Origin of the sequence: Streptomyces tardus (assembly GCF_018101125.2) — a bacterium.
Classification (GTDB): domain Bacteria; phylum Actinomycetota; class Actinomycetes; order Streptomycetales; family Streptomycetaceae; genus Streptomyces; species Streptomyces tardus.
This window is the reverse complement of record NZ_JAELVF020000004.1, coordinates 572,871-592,665: the sequence shown is the minus strand read 5'-3', so window position 1 is coordinate 592,665 and position 19,795 is coordinate 572,871. Positions and strand designations below refer to the sequence as shown.

The following is a 19,795-nucleotide window of genomic DNA, read 5'->3' as shown; positions in this document are numbered from 1 at the left end:
AGCCCCGGAGCCGCTCAGCGCACGGGGGCGGCCGTCCCCTCGCCTCCCCGGCAGGTGGACGGCCGCCTCCGACGGCGTTGCTCAGCTCCCCCGGGCCACCGCGATCGACCCGTTCAGCCGGTCGCCCGCCTCGTACACCATGTACGGCACGCCCTTGTCGGTGCCGAAACTCGGCGCGGCAACGCGACCGTTGTCGGGCCCGCCGTCCATCGAGGCGTGGAAGACACCGAGATGCTCGCGACGGGAGAAGTCACGGCCGACCTCGGTGATCAACAGGTTGCCGCCGCTGCCCTTGTCGGTGTGGTAGACGACATACGCGCTGCCGTTGCGGGTCAGCAGATGCGGGCCGCTCAGGTCCCGCATCCCGACGTCCGAGTGCCGGACGAGGGGTTCCTGGGCGAAGGACCAGGACCGTCCGTCGGCGGACCAACCCCAGCCGATGTCACGGTTGTCGGCTTGGGGTCTGCGCATGAAGAGCATGACGTAGCGCGCCCCGCGATCCGGCAGGTCGTACCGGAAGACCCGGGCGTAGGAGGTCTCCTGCGTTCCGCTCGGGAGCATCGACTTGTCCAGCACCACCCGGTCATAGGTGAAGTCGATGCCGTCCTTGGAGCGGGCGAGACGGGTGGTGTGGTTCTCGCCGTGGAAGTAGAGCCACATCTCCCCCGCGTCCTCGTTCCACAACACGTGCGGCGAGGAGACATGGGAGACGTTGTAGTGCGGCTGCCAGTCCTTCGAGACGATCGGGTTGTGCGGGTACTCGGTGAACGGCCCTTCCAGGGAGTCTCCGTAGGCGAGGCAGATGCCGCCGGGCGGATCGTGCGGCGCGTAGTAGAGGTAGTAGCGACCCAGCGGGTTGGACAGCCGGTCGTACACGCCCCGGATACACGGGAAGATGATCTCGCCGGTGGGCCGGTACTTCAGCTCCGACGGGATCAGCAGCGTCTTCGCGTACCTGTAGTCGGGGAAGCCGCCCGGCGCGGCGGCGGCTGTGGACGTCATGGCGGTGCCGACCGCCGTACCGACCGCGAGGACGGTGCCGGTGGCGGCGGCCCCCCGCAGGAAGCTCCTGCGGTTGACGCCGGCCATGGGCGGGGACTGCTCGGTGTGGTGGTGCCGCGGCTCGTTCAACTGATCTCTCCGTTCCGGGAGTTGGTTGATCTACGTGGCTCACAGATAGGTGGCGGCGGTGACGACGAAGCCGCCCAGGGCGACGGTCCAGACGTACGGCAGGGTGCGCACCATCACCTGCTGCGGACTCACCCCCGCGTACTGGGCGCTCCACACCGTCTGGGTACTGGTCGGGTCCGACACACCGAAGACCTGGTTGTACGAGGCGGCGATGCCGAGCACCGCCATCGCGGGATAGATCTGGGCGGCGATCAGCACGCCCGCTATACCCGCCCCGAGGCCGTAGATGTTGAGCGGGCCGCGATAGAGGCAGAGCGGCACCAGCAGGGTGAAGACCAGCACGAACACGATCGGGTTCTGCGGGCTGACCGCCTTCACCAGCGGTTCCAACGCCGCCACGGCGCCGGGCAGTTGGACCGCCGCGAGCAGCATCCCGATCGCGATGAACAGGGCGATCGGCGGCGCGGCCACGTTGAAGCCCCCGTAGAGGGTGCGCAGCAGCCGCTTGTTCATGTCCCGGGGCCTGGTGGTGGTGACCAGTCCGTACAGCACGCCGGCGAGCAGCGAGGGGATGATCGCGAGTTCGAAGCCGAGCGCCAGCACCAGCGGTACGACCGGGGTGAGCAGCGCGTACCAGGGCGCGTCACCGAGCCGCTCGCGGCGCGAACTCGGCTTGGCGGAGGCCGACTTGAAGGCCCAGGCGTGCTCGACGCCGCGCCGCCGGGTCTCGATCAGCACGTAACCGACCGCCGCGACCAGCGCGAACGGGAACAGCTTCACCATGAACGACCGGACCTGCGGCACCGACAGATCCAGTGCGGAGGAGAAGAACTGCCAGATCGGCAGCTCGAACGGCACACCGACGGCGATGCCCATCAGGATGGTGCCGGCCGCGGTGACCTTGGGGATGCCCACCGCGATCATCGCGGGGATACCGATGATGCCCGCCATCATCGCCGCCGGCGCCGAGCCCGTCACCGTACCGATGAGCGCGGAGACGCCGAGTACACCGAGGGCCACCACGGTCGGCCGGTCACCGCCGAACTCGACGATCTTGCGGACGATGGTCGAGGCGACGCCCGTCTCGTCCAGCAGTTTGCCGAGCCAGGAGCCGAGCAGTACCGCGATCATCGTCGAGGCGAGCATCGGCGCGCCCTCCTGGAGCACCGTGTCCAGCACGCTCTCCTCGCCGGAGAACGCGGCTCCGGCGGCCACCGCGATGGCGACGGCCATACCCACCAGAGCGAAGGCGGTGGGGAGTTTGCGGCTCAGCATCGCGGCCACTCCGACCGCCATGATGAGCAGGATGACAACGCCCATGACGTTACTTCTCTCTGTGGGTGTCCTTCTGGGTGAAGACTTCGGCGAGCGCGGCGGTCAGCAGCAGCGGGCTGCGTCCCAGGCCGCAGACGGTGCGGGCGTACGCGTGCGCGGCGACCTCCTCGGCGCCCGCGACATGGCCGTACCACCGGAGTCGGCCGCAGCGCAGCAGCACATGTCCCAACTCCCGCTTGAGCGCGAGCCGTTCGGGCCCGTGGTGGAGTCGCTCGTGGACGGTCTCGTGGGCGAGCGCGGCTGCGCGGAGCGAGCCCGGTGGGTACCAGTGCCGCCAGCCGCGCCGGTCGACCAGCTCCTCGGCGGCGGCCAGGGTGTCGGTGAACAGTTCGACGGTGGGCGTGGGGCGGGAGCGGTACCTCGCGAGCAGGCCCTGCTGGAGACCGTCGGCGCGTTCCACCACCGTGGAGGTGAACTCCACCCTCGGCAGCGAGGCCCCGAACCCGTCGGCACACCGGGCCCATTGACGGAGCAGCTGCGGGTCACGGCTCTCGTGCGTCGGGGTGGCGGCCAGCAGCCGTACCGCGAAGTCCAGATCGGCGGTGGCCTCCAGCGCCGGCCCGGCGGGCCGACCCGCGGGGCTCACGACCGCACCTCCACGACCGCCACCACCGGTTCGGCGCCGCCGCGCGAGCGCAACTCCCCACGCGCCAGGGCCAGTAGCGGCTCGGGCTCCAGTACGCCGGAGAGGTCCGCTATCCGGGAGCCGAGCAACAGCCGTACTGCCGGCGCCCGTACCCCGCCGTCGCCGTAGGAGGTCTTCTCCTTCACCAGCCGGGCCAGTACGCCCGGGGCGTCGGCGACCGTGGTGGACTCCACATGGGCGTCCGCCACATGCAGCCGCACCACTCCGTCGGCGTCCACGACCCGTACCGGGCGGCGGGTGGCGCGCAGTCGGCGGCGCACCTCGGTCCCGTACACGGTGTGGGCCCCGGCGGCGGCGAGGACCTCGACGGCGGAGGCGTCGGTCTTGAGGCTGGCGGCGGCGTTGCGCAACCGCTCGCCGTCGTCCGTCCGGTGTGCCCGGTCCTGGGTGCGCAACTCCGTGGCGCCGGTGGCGACCGCGCGGACCTTGCTGGTCTGCGGGTCCACGGTGACCTCGACCTCGACGCCCTCGGCCGCCGCTCCCTGGGCGACGACCGCGGCCTCCGCCTCGGCCCGTACCGCGAGGATCTGTTCCTGGCCGGCGCCCGGGATGATCCGCTCGATCTGCTCACGGACCAGCGCCAGGGCGACACCGATCGGGCTGATCACCTCGCTGTGCCGGGCGATACGGCCCTCGAAGCCGGTGAGCCGGGCCAGATGAGGGGTGACCGAGGCGGCACCGCCGCCCCCGCCGACGAGTACGGCGGTGTCCTCGTCCAGCCGGTAGTCGCCGACCATCGCGTCGACGACCGTCTTCACCTGCTCGACGCCCGCGTCGAGCAGCTGCGTCGCGGCCCCGTCGACGTCCGTACCGAGCAGAGCGGCGAGCGGTGCGAGCGCGGCCCTGGCCACCTGCGGGTCGCAGCGGGCGAAGTCCCCCTCGGGGACCAGTCCGAGCGCGTTGGCGGCGCAGGTCATGGTGATGGCGAACCTGCCGCCGGCGGCGTCGAGCACGGCGTAGTCGGCCGGGTCGTCGGCCATCGGCCTGATGGTGCCGACCGTGGCGTCCCGCAGCTCCTCGACGGAGGCGAAGCAGGCGTACGGCAGTCCGGCGATGTGGGCGCTCCGCGGTCCGACGCCGGTGACAGTGCGGTTGGCGCCGTCACCGATGCGGACCATGGAGCCACCGCCGACGCCGACCGTACGGACGTCCAGCGCGTTGAGGTAGGACTTCTTGCCCAGCACCGTGGCGTGCTGGACGGCGACCTTGCCGCGGCGTACCACGCTGATGTCGGTGGACGTCCCGCCCGTCTCCAGGAACACCCCCTCGCTGATGCGTTCCTGCATGAGCGCGCCCGCCACCCCGGCCGCCGGGCCGGACAGGATCGTCAGCAGCGGACGGCGACGCATCTCGTCCAGCGACATCACGCCACCGTCGCAGCGCATCACCATCAGCGGGGCGGTCACCCCGGCCCTGGTGATGGAGGCGTCCACCAGATCGGCGGTCGCGAGCATCCGGGGCAGGATCGCCGCGTTGACGACGGCGGTGCGGGTGCGCTTGTGCAGCCCGTAGAGCGAGGTGATCTCGTGCCCGGCGGTCATCGGCAGCCCGTGCCCGCGTGCGGCCTCCAGTACGGCCTCCTCGCCCTCGGGCCGGTCCACGCTGAACGGTTCGCTGGCGACCAGGACTTCGGCGCCCTGCCGCACCAGCGAGTCCGCCGCCTGCCCCACCGCGTCCCGGTCGCGGTGGTCGGGAACGTGGGCGTAGACCAGCGGCAGCCGTTTGCCCGGGGTGAGTTCGAGCTTGCCGAGGGCGGCGAGTCGGCGGGTGAGGACCGCACCGGGTCCGGTGCCGATGCCGATCAGACCGGTGGTGGCGACGTCCCCCTCCAGCAGGGCGTTGGTCGCCTGGGTCGTTCCGTGGGCGAGGAAGGCGACATCCTGCGGGTCGCAGTCGATCTCCTCCAGCAACCTGCCGAGTGCTTCCACGATGCCGTGTGCGACACCGTCTTCGTGGTGGTGGCTGGTGGGGACCTTCACCTGGCCCAGCAGTTCGAGCGTTGCGGCGTCGACGGCCACGGCGTCGGTGAAGGTCCCCACCAGCCACCACCACGAAGACGGTGTCGCACACGGCATCGTGGAAGCACTCGGCAGGTTGCTGGAGGAGATCGACTGCGAGGGCCACATCCAGGACCGTCGGCCGAGGGCGGCGAGTCGGCGGGTGAGGACCGCACCGGCCACGCCCGGAAAAGTTATCCACAGGACGACAGGCGCGCTGTGCACAAGTCGACTTGTGCACAGCGCGCCTGTCGTCCTGTGGATAACTTTTCCGGGCGTGGCCGGTGCGGTTCGGCGCCCTGGTCGAGGCAGTGCGCGGCCAGCGCGCCGGCGACCTCGCCGATGTTCCACCCGGTCGAGTGGAACATCGGCGAGGTCGCCGGCGCGCTGGCCGCGCACTGCCTCGACCAGGGCGCCGAACCGCACCAGGTGCAGGCCGAGGACCAGCGGTTCGCCGAGTTCGCCCGGCAGTTGGACCGGGAGGGAGTACAGCGTCACTGGCCCGACGTACGGGGCTACTGACATCTCCCGGCAGCGCACCCGCTTCCCGAACGCGTTCGGGAAGCGGGTGCGCTGCCGGGAGATGTCAGTAGCCCCGTACGTCGGGCCAGTGACGCTGTACTCCCTCCCGGTCCAACTGCCGGGCGAACTCGGCGAACCGCTGGTCCTCGGCCTGCACCTGGTGCGGTTCGGCGCCCTGGTCGAGGCAGTGCGCGGCCAGCGCGCCGGCGACCTCGCCGATGTTCCACTCGACCGGGTGGAGTCGGTAGCAGCCGTTGGTGATGTGGGTGGTGCCGATGTTCTTGCCGGCCGGCAGCAGGTTGCGGACGCGGCGGGGTATCAGCGCCCCCAGCGGGATCTCGAACGGCACCGAGCCGACGTCGATGTAGTTGTCGCCGCCGGTGGAGGGGTGCAGATCGATGCGGTAGTTGCCGACGCCGACCGAGTCCCGGTAGCGGGTCCGCCCGTACGGCCCGACCACGTCGATCGCGACGTCCTGCTCGGTCACGGTGGTGACGGCCTTGATCCGGCGCGACTCACGGATGTAGGGCGCCTTGGCCAGACCGTCCTCGGTGCCGGTGATGTCGGGGCGGATGCGCAGCCCCGGGAAGCCGGTACCGCCGTCCTCACGGGGCGCCTCGGTCTGCAACCAGTACAGGACCGAGAGAGACAACTGCCGTGCCTCGGCAACCGCTTCGGCCGACGTCTGCTCGCCCGCGCCGATCAGCGGTTTGAGCCAGTAGTCGTTGAGCGGCCAGTTCACCAGGGTGATGTCGGAGTCGAAGGCCCCCGGGCGGTGCAGCTTGCGGGCGAGGATACGGCGGAACCCCCACAGCTCCTTGTCGCCGGCGTCCGCGCTCTGGTCGGCGCTGACGGCGAGCGGGTCGGTCGAGGGGTTCGGCAGGAACGTCCGGGGCACCGCCTCCAGCGAACGCGGGTCGGGGGCGAGGAAACCGAGCAGCGGGCCGGGCCAGAAGTCCGGCTGGTAGGTGCGCCAGAAGTCGTAGTCGGCGGGGCGGTCGATGACGTGGTTCTCGCCCTCGTGGTGGGAGAGCGCGAAACAGACGGTGATGCCCTGCTGGTTGAGCGGCTGTGCCTGCTCGGGCGCGTTCGGCTCGTCGAACTCGGCGCGCGCCTCGGCGCCCAACCCGTGTTCCACATCGGCGAGTTCGAGCAGTTCGCCGGTCTCGGTGGCGTCGATGACGTAGGGGGCGTGGAGCGTACGGCGAACGCCCGCACGCCGGTCCTCGACGGTGACCGAGGTGATGACATCGTTGTCCGTCGCGGCGGCGACCGGAACGTGTTCGGTCAGGACGGTCAGCCGACCCGCCGACCGGTGCGGCGCGAGCAGCCCCTCCAGCACCGCGAGCGCGACGCGCGGCTCGTGGCAGAGCTTGCTGACCCGCCCAGCGCCCGGGTTCAGCCGGGGAAGGTCGCGCGCCTCGGAACGCAGTGGATACCACTGCCGGTAGTAGTCGCGGATCGACTCGCGCATCCCCCGGTACGACGCGGTCGTACCGAACTGCTCGACCCACGGGTGCTCGTCCGGCGGCACCGCCTGCGAGGTGAGCTGGCCACCGATCCAGTCCGTCTCCTCGGTGAGGACGACGGTCCGTCCGGCCCGGCAGGCCGCGAGCGCGGCTGCCACGCCGCCCAGGCCGCCGCCGACGATGAGGATGTCAGGTTCGGGTGTCACTGCGTTGGTTCTCCTTGTTCGGTACGGGTGTTGCGGTTCCGACCGCGCCCCGGGACACGAGGCCCCGGCAACGGATCGGGTGGTTGCGGTGACGTCCGCCGTGGTGGCGCCAGGGTGTCGCCCGGCCGGAAGGTGCACGCCACAAGCGGTTCGCTCGCCTGCTCCCCGGCGACCAGGGCCGCGAGCAACCGGACGGCGGCCGCGCCGAGTTGGGCCCGGGGAATGTCGAAGCCGGCCGGTGTCGGACCGTCCGCCGCGTCCGGCGGCGGGCTGCCGAGGAGCGCGAGCGACACATCGCCGGGGCAGTTGAGCCCCGCTTCGGCGAGCGCCGCGTTCAGCGCCCGCCAGGCCGCCGAGGTGTCGGTCTCCTCCGCGACGAACGCGGTGACCCCGTCCGCCACCCACTCGCGTACCCGATCCGACGTCAGCTCCCGCGCCGGATCGGCACTGCGGAACACCGCCTCGGGCCCCACCGGCAACCCGGCCTCCTCGAGCCCCTCCCGGACCCCCTGTTCACGGTCGGTGGACGCCGGCGCCTCGTCGTCCTCGCGAACCAGGACGATCCGGCGATGCCCGAGTGCCACCAGCCGTTCCACGACACCCCGGCTCGCGCTGACGTAGTCGGCGCCGACCCAGGCAGGACCCTCCGGTTCGTCCCGCCGTCCGAGGTGGACAACGGGAAACCCCTCCGCCACCAGCCTGCACAACTCGGCAGTCGGTGCGTGGCGACCCAGAATCAGACAGCCGTCGGCCAGCCGGGCCCGGTGCAGCGCGTGCGTCCCCCCACCGGTGCCACCCGGACTGGAACCGGTGAACAGCACCAGGTCGTACCCCTGTGCCGCCGCCTCCTGCTCCACACCCACCAGGAACGGGTAGTACGAGTGCTGCACATCCGTGGGAAAGGTCGCCGTGAAGCTGAACACGCCCAGCAGGTTGTTGCGCGCCGCCGCCAGTCGACGAGCCGCCGGGTCCGGTACGTAGCCAAGACTCTCGGCCGCCCCGACCACCTTCTGCCGGGTCTCCTCGGAGATCGCCGCGCCGCCCGTCTTTTTGCCGAGCACCAGCGAGACCGTGGTCTGCGAGACACCGGCCAGCCGTGCGACCTCCGCCTGCCGCGGCCGCCCCGGACGCGCCGTCGTCCCACGGCCACGCGTCCGCTTACCGGCTTCCCTCACAACGACCCCATCTCTCGGCTAATGCGCATTAGTGATGCGCATTAGCCCGCACTCTGGGGGACCTCTCGAACGCCGGTCAAGGGGTGTGCACGGAGGAATCACCACCACGACGCCACCCCGCTCCCCCGACCGGCGGCCCGGAACGAGCGCAGGACCCGGTGCCACCACCGATGGAAACCACCGGGCGACGCCGGCGTCCCGAGCCTGGCAGTCGAATGCCGCTGCGCCCCTCAAGTACGCTGCTCAGTCAGTCACTTGACAGGTCGTCAGGCCTCGGGCCCTCTTGGAGGGGACCGGCCTTGTCGCCGCCAACGTCACACCGCTCGGCGCACGACCAGACGCATTCGCATCGCGCACCCATGACCGCACCTCTCGCCGCACGGAACCACAAGCGGACTTCCAACCACCGGCACGCGTGCGCAGATCGCCCCCCTCGTTCGATGTGCGCCGAGGACGACCCGAACCATGGTGGCTCATTGCATTCGAACGACCACGCAGGGTTTGCGTGTGGGCTTCCGTGAGTCGACCATGGGGGCTTCCGCAGTTCCGTGGAAGGACGTCCGAGCATGGCTCATCGCAAGGTGTATCTCGCGTCGGCAGGACCCACACCCGGATCCACCGACCCCCGACCACGCACAGCGGGTCGGGGCGGACTCGGCAGATCCTCCTCAACCCGCTGACAGCGCCGGGCGCGAGAGCCGAGCCATCGGGCGTACGGCCCCTCAACCAGGACGACAGGACTGCTTGGGCTCCGAAGCCAACCGCTTCCCGGCCGCAGGCACGTTCCGTCCCATCGCCGCGCAGATCACCGTCCGGGGCGAACCCGCTCGCCCACCACGTGAGTTGCCCCGCGCAGGCCTCAAAGCCATGCGTCTGCCCAGCAATTGACCATCTCCACACAGGACCGACCGTCGCCAGGGGTACGCATTCCCACGTGCGCTCCTGGGGAGAGAGACAAAGGAGCCGGCTCATGAGCCTGACCACCACCCAGCCTCCCGCCGATGGCCAGGAGTACGGCAAGGCGAGGCACCCCTTCCACGTCACCGGGGAAGAGGAACGGCAGTTGCGCCTCGCGGGCGCCAAGGCCGTACCGTCCCTGGTGATCGGACAGGCCACCACCTTCGACGAGTACGCCCGCCAGCTGATGATCCCGCCGGCCGTCATGGACCTCGCGCGCAAGGCCGAGGACCTGCGCCTGTCCGCGTGGGAGGTCGAAGCGCTCCGCGCCCACCTCGCCCCCGCCGCCGCACCCGGCGACAAGGTGGGTCTGCTGCGCCAGATCCTCGCGGAAAAGTACAGGCACGACCAGTCCCACCCGCCGTACATCCGAGTCGCCTGCTCCGGCCGGGGCGACTACGACCACCTGGCCACGGAGCACGGCCACCTCGATCCCGACGACCACCCGAAGGGCGACATCGGCTCACCCGTCGTCCTGGAGATCTGGCCGGCACAGCACTACTCGCCCATCCACTCCCACGGCCACACCACCGGCATCGTCTTCTGCCTCGCCGGCCAGCTCGACGTCATGGTCTACGAACACCTCGACCGGGACGCCCGCAAGCTCGGCCTCCTCACCCTCACCCCCGGCCAGTGCGCCTGGCTCTCCCGCGACAACTACGCCGTACACCGCGTGTACTGCCCCATGGACGGCGGCGGCGGTACCACCGGCCCCGGCTACATGAACTCCACCGCCGACTTCGGCGCGAGCTTCCACGTCTACCTCAACCCGGACCAGACCGCCGCCCACGACCACGACGGCGACAGCTACAACCGCGACTCCTTCGACTACATCGACGAGGAGACCAAGGAGAAGCGCGCCTTCGCCACCGAGTCCGACCTCTCGTGGGAGGTACTCCGCCGGGTTCTGGCCAACACCCCGCAGAGCTGAGTTCGAGCAGCCCTTCGTCGCACGCGCAGGTCCTGCGGCCTCGTCCGGCCGACGCCCGACCCGGGTCACCACGACCAGGGTCGGGCGCAGCGGAAGGCCCCCAACGGCCGGCCCGATCCTGACGGACGAGCAGAAAGCCCCACCCCAACAGACCCGACACCGCCACCACCCGGCAGCAAAAGCCGAGCCCCGGCTTCCTCCACGACGAGATCCTCTTGACCGAACCGGTAAAGCTCGTTCCGACCCAACTCACGCAGAAGAAACGGCTCGTGGCTTCCACCGCTCCGCCCAGGCTCGTGACGCGACACCCGAAACCTGGCCTACCGCCTGGAACGCCCCTCGCCCGGGCGACCAGCGCACAACCAGCGACGCCGGGCAGAAGCAGATCAGCACCCTGACGCGCCTGACGCAGGCGAAGCCGGCATGGCACAGAATCGTCGTACGGGCCCGTTCTCGCGGCGCGGCTACGGCCCCGGCTTGGGCCGAGCCATCGAGTCGGTGGCCACAGCGGCGACGAGGTCCCGCTCAACCCGGGAGAGTCGCCGGACGCCGGGCAGGCATCTGCCGCGGACGTCACAGGGGCGCTCGAGTCCGTTCAGGTCCGTACCGCGCAGACATCTGCGGTCGAACAGGCACGGTACGGAGATCCGGCCGGGCGAGGACGGGTTCAGCCCAGGAAACTGAGCCGCACCTGGCGGTTGGGGTTGTCGACGTTCGTATCCGCCAACCTTCGCAAAGGCAACCCCACGGTACCGATCTGAAACCGGGCGGCACCACCCCCAGCTGCTTCAACAGGATGCCTGTGAGCATCGGAGACGCCCTAACGAACATCGTGCTCAGCCAAGAGAGGGTAGGCCGGTTCCTGCTACTCGGGTTGGTACACGGCCCAGGTCTTTGGCGTCTCGGAGACCCGTACAACGGTCAGTTCCGGGAACTCGCCGGCCCAGCGGTCGAAGATCCAACGTGCCAGGTGCTCGGCAGACGTCGGCGATTTTGCCTCGCGCGCTCGGCGCCGGACGATGCCGCCGTGCTGGAATCCCCGCCTTCGCCGTCGTGGAGGGCTCCAGCGGGCCTCACTGTCAGGTGTAGGCCAGGAGTCGCCCGGCGATCGTGACTCCCGTCCATGAGGTGAGGGAGACGACCGCGGCGCAGCGGGCGGCGACGGGTGTTGGCTGGTCCGCGTCCCAGTCGGCCACGCTGCGGTAGGTGCGTCGGTGGAAGATCAGGATGTTAATTCCGGCGAGGAGGATGAGGCCGAGTTTCCATGGGGCGCTGCCCCGGTCGGCGAGGAGGTTCGCGCCGGGCAGGAACATGGCTATGCCGGTGGCGGCGGCGATGACGAAGCCGAGGTGGGACAGGCGCAGGAGATAGTTGGCTGCGGTGGTCACCCTCAGCGTTCGCCGGCCGACGCCGAGGAGGCGGAGGTCGAAGGCGGCGGCCGGGCCGATGAGGAGGGCGATGCCGATGATGTGGATGCTTTCGAGCATCGGGTACAGGTAGGCCGTGCTGCGGATGGTTTCGGCGAGCCAGGTGTTCTCCAGCCAGGAGAAGACGGTGTCCATGGCGGGCTCCGTCATGTCCGGCGCGAGCGGGCGCGCAGGTAGAAGGCTCCGCCGGTCACGACGGCGATCAGGATGGCGCCGAGCCCGGCCCACACCGCCACCGGTGATGTGCCCTCGGATTCTGCTGAGGCTGACGGCGCGTCCTGGTCGGCGCCGGAGGAGGACTGGTCGCCCTGGGGGTAGGGGACCGGGAGCGGTTGTGCGGGGAGTTCTTCGTTGAGTACCTGGTTGACGGGCTGCCCGTCGACCCAGAACACCACTGGGCGGAACTCGTCGTCGTGGCTCTTGCCGATGTAGCCGACGGCTTCGACCCGCTCGCCGTCGTCGAGTTCGCGGTCCAGTCCCCACGTCGAGGTGAAGCTCGGCGGGGCGATCGTGACGGCCAGCTCGTCGTGCGAACCGTCGTAGGACGGTGCGGCGTTGATCGGGTCACGGTCGGATGCGTCCCGCAGTCCTTCGGGCAGTTCATGCTCGGGAGTGTCGGCGGGTAGGCCGTCTTCGACGGTCACCGTGAAGTAGGAGTGCGGCTCGCCCCAGCGGACCTGTGAGACGGTGCCGGCGATGTAGTAGAGGCGGTCGGTGTCGAAGTCGTCGAATCCGTGGTGCGCTCGTGCGGTGCCCGCCGAGTAGGCGAGGAGCATCGTCGCTGAGAGCAGGGAGGCCGTGGCCAGCCTCGTGGTTCGGGTGCGGGCGAGCGGTATCGCGGTCGGGTTGGAGCGCATGCCGAGTCGGTCCTTCCGGGCGGCCTGGGGTGTCGGGCATCCAGCGAACCCTTTCCCGCGGGCGGGAGGGAGCCCCTGCTGAGGGATGCCCTGGCAGTACACCTTTCAGGAGGGTCTCCCTCACGGCCGGGGATCGCGGTTTGCTGTCCGTTCATGAGCCATCCCGCCGCTGCCGCCTGAGCCAGGAATCCGGCAACCCCTGCTCTTTCGTTGCGAGTTGCCCTGGTCAGGGTCGGAAGTATCAGTGGCACCCAATCCGTCCAGATGCATGAAATCCGGAAAGGCCAGTAGATGACTTCCGACGAGTCACGTGAATCGATGACCGCGCCGGGGAGCGGGCGCGGTCCGCAGCGGCGTCAGCTCCTGATGATGGGCGGTGCTGCCGTCGCGGCCGGGTCGCTGGCTGTTGGCGGCAGCACGACGGCTTACGCGCAGACGGCTCGGCGAGGATCGACGTGGGACAAGACCTTTCCCCGCAGCCGCAAGGTCGACCACACGAAGGTGTCCTTCCGTAACCGGCTCGGGATCGAGCTGGTGGCCGACCTGTACAGCCCCAAGCGGCTGCGCGGCCGTGCCCGCGCGTTGATCGTGGGCCATCCGTTCGGTGGTGTGAAGGAACAGACCTCGGGGCTGTACGCGCAGACCATGGCCGAGCGCGGCTTCGTGACGCTGGCGTTCGACGCCTCCTACAACGGCGAGAGCGGCGGACGGCCCCGGCACATCGCCTCCCTGGAGACGTTCGTCGAGGACTTCAGCGCCGCCGTGGACTACCTCGGCACCCGCCGCTTCGTGGCGCGGGAGAGGATCGGCGTGATCGGGGTGTGCGCCAGCGGCGGCTTCTCCCTCAGCGCCGCGCAGATCGACCCGCGCCTGAAGGCGGTGGCGACGGTGAGCATGTACGACATGGGCCGCGCCTACCGAGACGGCCAGGGCTACGCCCCGGCCCCCAGCGAGAAGAACACGGTCGGGGAGCGCAAGCGGGCTCTGGCCGAGGCGGCCGAGCAGCGGTGGGCCGAGTTCGACGGCGGCGAGGTGCGCTACGGCGGCGGGAGCGCGGTGCCGTTGAAGCCGTCCCAGCAGGCAGCGGCCGACGAGTTCGCCGAGTACTACGCGACACCGCGTGGCCAGCACCCTCGCTCCCACCCGCTGACCTTGACCAGCCTCGGCGCGATCGCGAACTTCATGCCGCTCGCCCAGATCGAGCTGACCGCCCCGCGCCCGCTGCTGTTCATCGCGGGCGAGAGGGCGCACTCCAGGTACTACAGCGAGGACGCCTACGCCCAGGCCCCCGAGCCGAGGGAGCTCCATATAGTCCCCGGTGCCGGGCACGTCGACCTCTACGACAAGGTCGACCTGATCCCGTGGAAGAAGCTCACCGGCTTCTTCGACAAGCACCTCTGACCCGGCAGGACAGACCAGTCCGTCCCTGCACGGACAGCGGGATGTGACTCGGAGGCGGCGACACAGCGCAGCACGCTGCAGGTCGCCGCCTCCGAGTCGGTCAAGGGCGCTCTGCTTCTGCGGGACCACGGCCACAAGCCGGGGAGCCGGGTTCCGCACGACTGCCTGACCGGGTCTCGCACCGGTGCTGATAACGGCGGTCAGCGGCGTGATGCCGCGCTCCGCGGCCAGTCAGCACGGGAGGGAGAGCCTGCCAGTACACCCATCGACCGGGTCTTCCTCACCCTGCCCCCGGCCGGTTGGCTTTCCCACGCGCAAGCGCGGGCGGCCGGGACGGCTGCTCTGGTGCCGCGGCTCCCGTACGCCGCATTTCCGCACTGGCCCCGGCGCATCAGCGCCGCCCCTGGAAGAGAAAGCAGCACTCCGTCATGGCCGATATGACCCGCCGTACCCTCCTGTTCTCCGCTGCCGCGCTTGGCGTGGGAGCCCTGGCCGCCTGCTCCACGGCTCAGAAGCCCGATGGCAGACCGGTCGCCAGCGACCTGGCATCGGGCCACGGGGGCAGGTTCGGGATAGGGGACTACAACACGCAGGAAGTCGCCGACGAGCTGGGCCACATCCAGGAGAAAGTCCGCCCGCTCCCCGGGAAGGACACCCAGCGCATCCTGGTGACCGGTTCCACCGGCGGCCTGGGCCAGCTCACTGCCGCCCACCTTCTGGCCCGCGGGCACCGCGTCGTCGCGCACGCCCGCAACGACCAGCGCGCGGCGGACGTACGGCGGGACCTGCCAGGGCTGGAGGCCGTGGTCACCGGGGACTTGAAGAACCTGGACGAGACGCGCAGGCTCGCCGCCCGGATCAACGAGCTGGGGTCGTTCGACGTCATCGTCCACAACGCCGGCGAGTACGGCGTGAGCAACGAGGAGATCCTGAACGTCAACTCACTCTCCCCGTACCTGTTGACGAGCCTGGTCGATCCTCCCCGGCAGTCGGTCTACCTGACCTCCGACCTGCACCTGGGCGGCGACCTCAAGCTCGACGAGCTGCGTGAGGGCGGCACGGACGTCACCTACGAGGACAGCAAGCTCCAGTTCCTCACCCTCGCCATGGCCGTCGCCCGGCACCGGCCCGGTACCCGTGTCAACGCCGTCGCACCGGGCTGGGTGCCGACCATGATGGGGTTCGCCAACGGCCCCTACGCCCCCGACGACCTCCGTGCCGGCTACCAGACCCAGGTCTGGCTGGCCGAGGCCACCGAGCGGGCGAGCCGGGGAACCGCCGGGTTCTTCTTCCACCAAGAGCCGGAGAACGACGTCCACGCCTCGGCGGGCGACACCCGCGCGCAGGGCGACCTGCTCGACGCCTACGCACAGCGCACCGGAGTCACCCTGCGATAGGCCCGGTGCACGGTGCCCGGGAGCCGGCCGCCAGGTTCGGTGACGCTGGGAACGAGATGTCCAGCCAGAGGGGCGCCGAACCGATCGCGGTTCGGCGCCCCCTTTTGGGTAGCCGCAGTTCAGCTGGCTGCCGACCGCTCGGTGTCCTGGGTGGCGGCCCAGGTGGCAAGGAGCCGCAGTCCCTCTTCCGAGGGTGAGCCGGGTTCGGCGGTATAGATGGTGAGGTTCAGGCCGGGGGCGGAGGCCATGTCCAGGCCCTCGAAGGCGAGGGAGAGGTCGCCGACGGCGTGATGGTGGAAGTGCTTGGTGCCGGTGCTGTGGTGGCGGACGTTGTGCGCACCCCACCGGGTGCGGAATTCGTCGCTGCGGGTGGACAGTTCTCCGACGAGGTCGTGGAGGTCCTTGTCGTGGGGGTTGCGTCCGGCTTCCGTCCGCACGATGGCGACGGTGATGTCGGCGAAGGAGTCCCAGTCGGGGTAGAAGCGGCGGGCGGCGGAGTCCAGGAAGGTGAAGCGGGCCAGGTTCTCCTGGTTGCCCGGGGTGGCGTAGAGGTCGGTGTAGAACGCGCGGAAGAGCTGGTTGGCGGCGAGGACGTCCATCCGGCCGTTGCGGACGAACGCCGGTCCGGCGGTGACCGCGTCCAGCGTCCACTGCAAACTGCGGTGCGGTGTCCACTGCTGGGTCGCGGTGCGCCGGCGGGGGCGGCTGAGGGCGTCGGAGCCGTCGGCGGCCTGGGCGAGGTTCACCAGGTGGGAGCGCTCGGCGTCATCGAGCCGCAGCGCGCGGGCGAGGGCTTCGAGAACCCCCGGGGAGACTCCGGCGAGGTCGCCGCGCTCCAGTTTCGAGTAGTACTCCACGCTCATGTCCGCCAGGGCGGCGACCTCGCTGCGGCGCAGGCCCGGCACACGGCGACGGGAACCTCCTGGCAGTCCGACCTGGTCGGGGGTGATCTTGGCGCGCCGCGAGGTCAGGAACTCGCGGACCTCCTCACGGTTGTCCATGCCATCGACGGTACGTCCCGCACGCCGCCATAGGGATGTACTGCTGGTACACCCTTCGTCAGTGACTCGCTACGCGCGTGAAGGGGCGGTTGCCTGGGATACGTGGTGCTTCTCTTCCGGCCCCTGACAGGCGGAGGAGGGGCCCGCACCCGGCCCCGGGCGATCCGCCGTCCGTGTTCCGGGGTTCGCACCCTGTACCCGGTAACGCAAAGGAACCTCTCTCATGCGCGGCGCAGTGATTCACGCCCCCGGCGACATCCGCTTCGAGACCCTTCAGGATCCGAAGATCCTCAAGCCGACCGACGCGATCATCCGCACGGCCGTGACCTGCGTGTGCGGGTCGGACCTGTGGCCCTACCGCGGCGTGGAGCCCACCGATCACGCGCACCCGATGGGCCACGAGTACGTCGGCTTCGTCGAGGAAGTCGGCTCCGACGTGACGGCGGTCAAGCCCGGCCAGCTGGTCGTCGGCTCGTTCGCGACCTCCGACAACACCTGTGCGAACTGCCGCAACGGGTTCCAGTCGAGCTGCCTGAACGTCGAGTTCATGACCACCTGCCAGGCCGACTACGTCCGCATCCCCAACGCCCAGGGCACCCTGGTCGCCACGGACGGCGTGCCGGACGAGAAGTTCTGGCCGGGGCTGCTGGCCGTCTCCGATGTGATGGGCACCGGCTGGTGGGCCGCCGAGGCCGCCGAGGTCAAGCCCGGCTCCACCGCCGTGGTCGTCGGTGACGGCGCGGTCGGCCTGTGCGCGGTCATCGCCGCGAAGGAACTTGGGGCGGAGCGGATCATCGCCATGTCCCGCCACGAGAGCCGGCAGAACCTCGCCCGCGAGTTCGGCGCGACCGACATCGTCACCGAACGCGGCGAGGAAGGTGCGGCGCGGATCAAGGAGCTGACCGGCGGGATCGGCGCGGACAGCGTCCTGGAGTGCGTCGGCACCCAGGAGTCGATGAGCCAGGCCCTGCACTCCACCCGCCCCGGCGGCAACGTCGGCTTCGTCGGCGTCCCGCACGAGGTCGCCGTCGACGGGCAGGAACTGTTCTTCTCCCACATCGGCCTGCGCGGCGGCCCCGCCCCCGTTCGCCGCTACCTGCCCGACCTCATCGACCGCGTCCTTGCGGGTGCGATCGACCCGGGCAAGGTCTTCGACCTCACCCTCCCCCTGGACCAGGTCGCCGAGGGCTACAAGGCCATGGACGAACGCCGCGCCATCAAGACGCTCCTCACCCCCTGAGCCCAGCCCCGCCCCATCCCCTTCTCGTACGAGGAGATTCTCCGTGCAGATCACCCGCAGCTCGATCGACACCGCCAAGGGGCCGGCCGACTGGTTCACCGGCGACGTCTACATCGACGCCGTCGCCGCAGCCCCTGCCCCGTCGAGGGTCACCGCGAACCTGGTGCATTCATGCCGGGCGCCCGGACCCACTGGCACCGCCACCCGCTCGGTCAGACCGTCTTCGTCACCGAAGGGATCGGCCTGTGCCAGCGGCGGGGCGGGCCGGTGGAGGTCATCCGGCCCGGCGACCGCGTCCTGTTCGAGGTCGACGAGGAGCACTGGCACGGTGCCGCGCCGAACCGGCTGATGGTCCACCTGGCCATCAACGAGGGCGACGACGACCACGACGTCGTGCACTGGCTGAATCCCGTCACCGACGAGGAGTACGCCATCGCCCCGGCCACCGGTGCGCCCCCTTTCCGTCATCGCCCATCGAGGGGCGTCCGAGAACGCCAGCGGGTCGTCCAGATCGGCCGCCGAGGTGTCCAGGACCGGCTTCATGAAGTCGCTCCGGGGCACCGGGCTGAACTGGAGGATCTCGACAGGCCCCAGAGTGTCCGCAGCTTCGTGCAGGGCCGTGGTGAGGGAGGCGGGGTCGAGGACATCGGCGGTGAGGCGGACGTCGCACTCCAGCGCGTGGGCGCCATCCTCGATGGCTTTGCGGTAGGCGGCCAGAGTGTGCTCGGGAGCGTCCTCGGACGCCCCTCGATGGGCGATGACGGAAAGGGGGCGCACTGCGTCATCGTGCCACTTTCGTGCACCCGCTCTCGTCGGCGCCGGCCCCGGTTTGGGCCTGGCCGCCGCCCGCCGCTTCGGCAAGGCGGGCCACACCGTCGCCCTTCTCTCGCGCAGCATCCAGCACCAGGACAACCTGGTGTACGAGCTGGCGCAGGAGGACATCCAGGCTCGCGGGTTCACCGCCGATGTCCTCGACCCCGCCTCCCTCACCACGGCCCTGCACGAAGCTGCGGACACTCTGGGGCCTGTCGAGATCCTCCAGTTCAGCCCGGTGCCCCGGAGCGACTTCATGAAGCCGGTCCTGGACACCTCGGCGGCCGATCTGGACGACCCGCTGGCGTTCTCGGTCAAGGGCCCGCTCACCTGCGTGAACGCGGTCCTGCCCGGGATGCGGGAGCTGGGCCGGGGCAGCCTGCTGTTCGTCAACGGCGGCAGCGCGGTACGCCCGAACCCCAAGGTCGCCGGTACCTCGATCGCGTTCGCCGCCGAGTGCGCGTACGCGCAGATGCTCCACACCGCGCTCGCCGAGGAGAACATCCACGCAGCCCAGCTCATCGTGCCCGGGGCGATCAGCCCCGACTCCACGACCCCCAGCCCTGAGAAGCTGGCCGAGCTGCTGTACGGCCTGCACACCGACCGCACAGGCTTCCGTCGCTACGCCGAGCCCATGCCCGACCCGCAGGACGGCATCTCATGATCGCCCTTACCCTTCGCCGCGCTCTGACCACCTCAGCCGTTGTCGGCGTGCTGCTGGCCGCGACCGCCTGCTCCGACGACTCGTCCGCCGAGCGGGCCCCCACCACCACCGCCTCGTCGTCCGCCCCGGCATCCGGGGAACCGCCGAGGTCGGCATCCGCGAACCCGTCCGGATCAGACAGGAGCACTCCGATGGACATCCGCGTCACCATCGACGGGCAGGAGGTCGAGGCGACCCTGAACGACAGCCCCGCCGCACGCGACCTGGCCTCCCTGCTCCCGCTCACCCTGGACCTGGAGGACTTCCACGGAACCGAGCGGTCGCCGATCCGCCGAGGAAGCTGACCACCGAGAACGCGCCCGAACCGCAGGCGCCGAAGACCGGTGACCTCACCAACTACGCCCCCTGGGGCAACCTCGCCATCTTCTACAAGGACGGCCCCTCCGCCTCGGAAGACCTGCTGGTCCTCGGCCACATCGACGCGGATGGCGACCAGCTCGCCGGGGCCGACCGGATCACCATCGAGGCCGCCCCCTGACCGCGCCCTCCGCCTGAAATCCGCCCGCCTCCTCATACGGGAAGTAGTTTTCGCATGCCCTCCGCCACCGGGTCCGCCTCCGGCAAGC

Annotated in this window: 15 protein-coding genes and 4 pseudogenes; 8 read left to right on the top strand and 11 right to left on the bottom strand. The window is 70.3% G+C overall.

Features of this window, described 5'->3' with window-relative positions; genetic code table 11:
- Positions 1–81 precede the first annotated feature (81 nt).
- The 4 genes from JGS22_RS25120 to JGS22_RS25105 all read right to left on the bottom strand — a co-directional run bounded on the left by JGS22_RS25120 (position 82) and on the right by JGS22_RS25105 (position 5,187).
- Positions 82–1,089 (bottom strand): twin-arginine translocation signal domain-containing protein, encoded by a 1,008-nt coding sequence (locus tag JGS22_RS25120; RefSeq protein ID WP_211042423.1) that lies wholly within the window; start codon positions 1,087–1,089, stop codon positions 82–84.
- Between the two features lie 81 nt (positions 1,090–1,170).
- Entirely contained in the window at positions 1,171–2,451 is a 1,281-nt protein-coding gene (locus JGS22_RS25115; RefSeq protein ID WP_211042418.1) for a TRAP transporter large permease subunit, read from the bottom strand.
- A 4-nt stretch (positions 2,452–2,455) separates the two neighbouring features.
- On the bottom strand, positions 2,456–3,052 hold the full coding sequence (locus JGS22_RS25110) for a hypothetical protein (RefSeq protein ID WP_308405887.1): 597 nt from the start codon (positions 3,050–3,052) through the stop codon (positions 2,456–2,458).
- Positions 3,049–5,187: a hydantoinase/oxoprolinase family protein gene (locus JGS22_RS25105; RefSeq protein ID WP_216815174.1), complete on the bottom strand. Its 2,139-nt coding sequence runs from the start codon at positions 5,185–5,187 to the stop codon at positions 3,049–3,051. Before JGS22_RS25105 ends, JGS22_RS25110 begins: the two co-directional genes overlap by 4 nt.
- Positions 5,188–5,457: 270 nt before the next feature.
- Here JGS22_RS25105 and JGS22_RS25100 point away from each other — a divergent pair.
- A pseudogene (locus tag JGS22_RS25100) lies at positions 5,458–5,631 on the top strand (FAD-dependent oxidoreductase); the annotation flags it as partial.
- 64 nt (positions 5,632–5,695) lie between these two features.
- Here JGS22_RS25100 and JGS22_RS25095 read toward each other — a convergent pair.
- Both JGS22_RS25095 and JGS22_RS25090 read right to left on the bottom strand, forming a co-directional pair.
- Positions 5,696–7,306: an FAD-dependent oxidoreductase gene (locus JGS22_RS25095; RefSeq protein WP_216815161.1), complete on the bottom strand. Its 1,611-nt coding sequence runs from the start codon at positions 7,304–7,306 to the stop codon at positions 5,696–5,698.
- Positions 7,303–8,481: a LacI family DNA-binding transcriptional regulator gene (locus tag JGS22_RS25090; protein WP_216815160.1), complete on the bottom strand. Its 1,179-nt coding sequence runs from the start codon at positions 8,479–8,481 to the stop codon at positions 7,303–7,305. The genes JGS22_RS25095 and JGS22_RS25090 overlap by 4 nt, the downstream gene beginning before the upstream one ends.
- Positions 8,482–9,451: 970 nt before the next feature.
- Between JGS22_RS25090 and JGS22_RS25085 the strand changes: the two genes are divergently transcribed.
- Entirely contained in the window at positions 9,452–10,369 is a 918-nt protein-coding gene (locus tag JGS22_RS25085; protein ID WP_211042165.1) for a cupin domain-containing protein, read from the top strand.
- Positions 10,370–11,234: 865 nt separating this feature from the next.
- On the opposite strand, the gene JGS22_RS25080 is transcribed toward JGS22_RS25085, so the two are convergent.
- Genes JGS22_RS25080 through JGS22_RS25070 form a run of 3 tightly spaced genes read right to left on the bottom strand, consistent with a single transcriptional unit; the run spans position 11,235 to position 12,653 of the window.
- On the bottom strand, positions 11,235–11,390 hold the full coding sequence (locus JGS22_RS25080) for a 6-pyruvoyl trahydropterin synthase family protein (RefSeq protein ID WP_211042167.1): 156 nt from the start codon (positions 11,388–11,390) through the stop codon (positions 11,235–11,237).
- A gap of 58 nt (positions 11,391–11,448) precedes the next feature.
- A complete protein-coding gene (locus JGS22_RS25075) occupies positions 11,449–11,931 on the bottom strand; it encodes a DUF6644 family protein (RefSeq protein ID WP_211042164.1) in 483 nt (160 codons plus the stop codon).
- A gap of 11 nt (positions 11,932–11,942) precedes the next feature.
- Positions 11,943–12,653, bottom strand: a complete 711-nt coding sequence (locus JGS22_RS25070; RefSeq protein ID WP_211042163.1) for a DUF6152 family protein — start codon at positions 12,651–12,653, stop codon at positions 11,943–11,945.
- A gap of 291 nt (positions 12,654–12,944) precedes the next feature.
- On the opposite strand from JGS22_RS25070, the gene JGS22_RS25065 reads away from it, so the two are divergent.
- Together JGS22_RS25065 and JGS22_RS25060 are read left to right on the top strand one after the other, a co-directional pair.
- Positions 12,945–14,054 carry an alpha/beta hydrolase gene (locus tag JGS22_RS25065; RefSeq protein ID WP_211042162.1) on the top strand — a complete coding sequence of 370 codons (1,110 nt, stop codon included), beginning with the start codon at positions 12,945–12,947 and terminating at the stop codon, positions 14,052–14,054.
- Between the two features lie 428 nt (positions 14,055–14,482).
- Complete coding sequence (locus tag JGS22_RS25060) at positions 14,483–15,451, top strand: SDR family NAD(P)-dependent oxidoreductase (RefSeq protein WP_211042161.1); 969 nt, start codon at positions 14,483–14,485, stop codon at positions 15,449–15,451.
- 119 nt (positions 15,452–15,570) lie between these two features.
- Here JGS22_RS25060 and JGS22_RS25055 read toward each other — a convergent pair whose 3' ends face one another.
- Positions 15,571–16,452, bottom strand: coding sequence for a helix-turn-helix transcriptional regulator (locus JGS22_RS25055; RefSeq protein WP_211042160.1), 882 nt, complete (start codon positions 16,450–16,452; stop codon positions 15,571–15,573).
- 223 nt (positions 16,453–16,675) lie between these two features.
- On the opposite strand from JGS22_RS25055, the gene JGS22_RS25050 reads away from it, so the two are divergent.
- Together JGS22_RS25050 and JGS22_RS27225 are read left to right on the top strand one after the other, a co-directional pair.
- Positions 16,676–17,692, top strand: coding sequence for a zinc-dependent alcohol dehydrogenase family protein (locus JGS22_RS25050; RefSeq protein WP_211042159.1), 1,017 nt, complete (start codon positions 16,676–16,678; stop codon positions 17,690–17,692).
- Between the two features lie 171 nt (positions 17,693–17,863).
- Positions 17,864–17,968, top strand: a pseudogene (locus tag JGS22_RS27225) ((R)-mandelonitrile lyase); the annotation flags it as partial.
- Between the two features lie 365 nt (positions 17,969–18,333).
- On the opposite strand, the pseudogene JGS22_RS25035 reads toward JGS22_RS27225, so the two are convergent.
- Positions 18,334–18,469: pseudogene (locus JGS22_RS25035) on the bottom strand (glycerophosphodiester phosphodiesterase family protein); the annotation flags it as partial.
- On the opposite strand from JGS22_RS25035, the gene JGS22_RS25030 reads away from it, so the two are divergent.
- A complete protein-coding gene (locus tag JGS22_RS25030; protein ID WP_216815159.1) occupies positions 18,450–19,169 on the top strand; it encodes an SDR family oxidoreductase in 720 nt (239 codons plus the stop codon). The pseudogene JGS22_RS25035 and the gene JGS22_RS25030 overlap by 20 nt on opposite strands.
- A pseudogene (locus JGS22_RS27515) lies at positions 19,166–19,707 on the top strand (cyclophilin-like fold protein). The gene JGS22_RS25030 and the pseudogene JGS22_RS27515 overlap by 4 nt, the downstream one beginning before the upstream one ends.
- Positions 19,708–19,795: the final 88 nt, after the last annotated feature.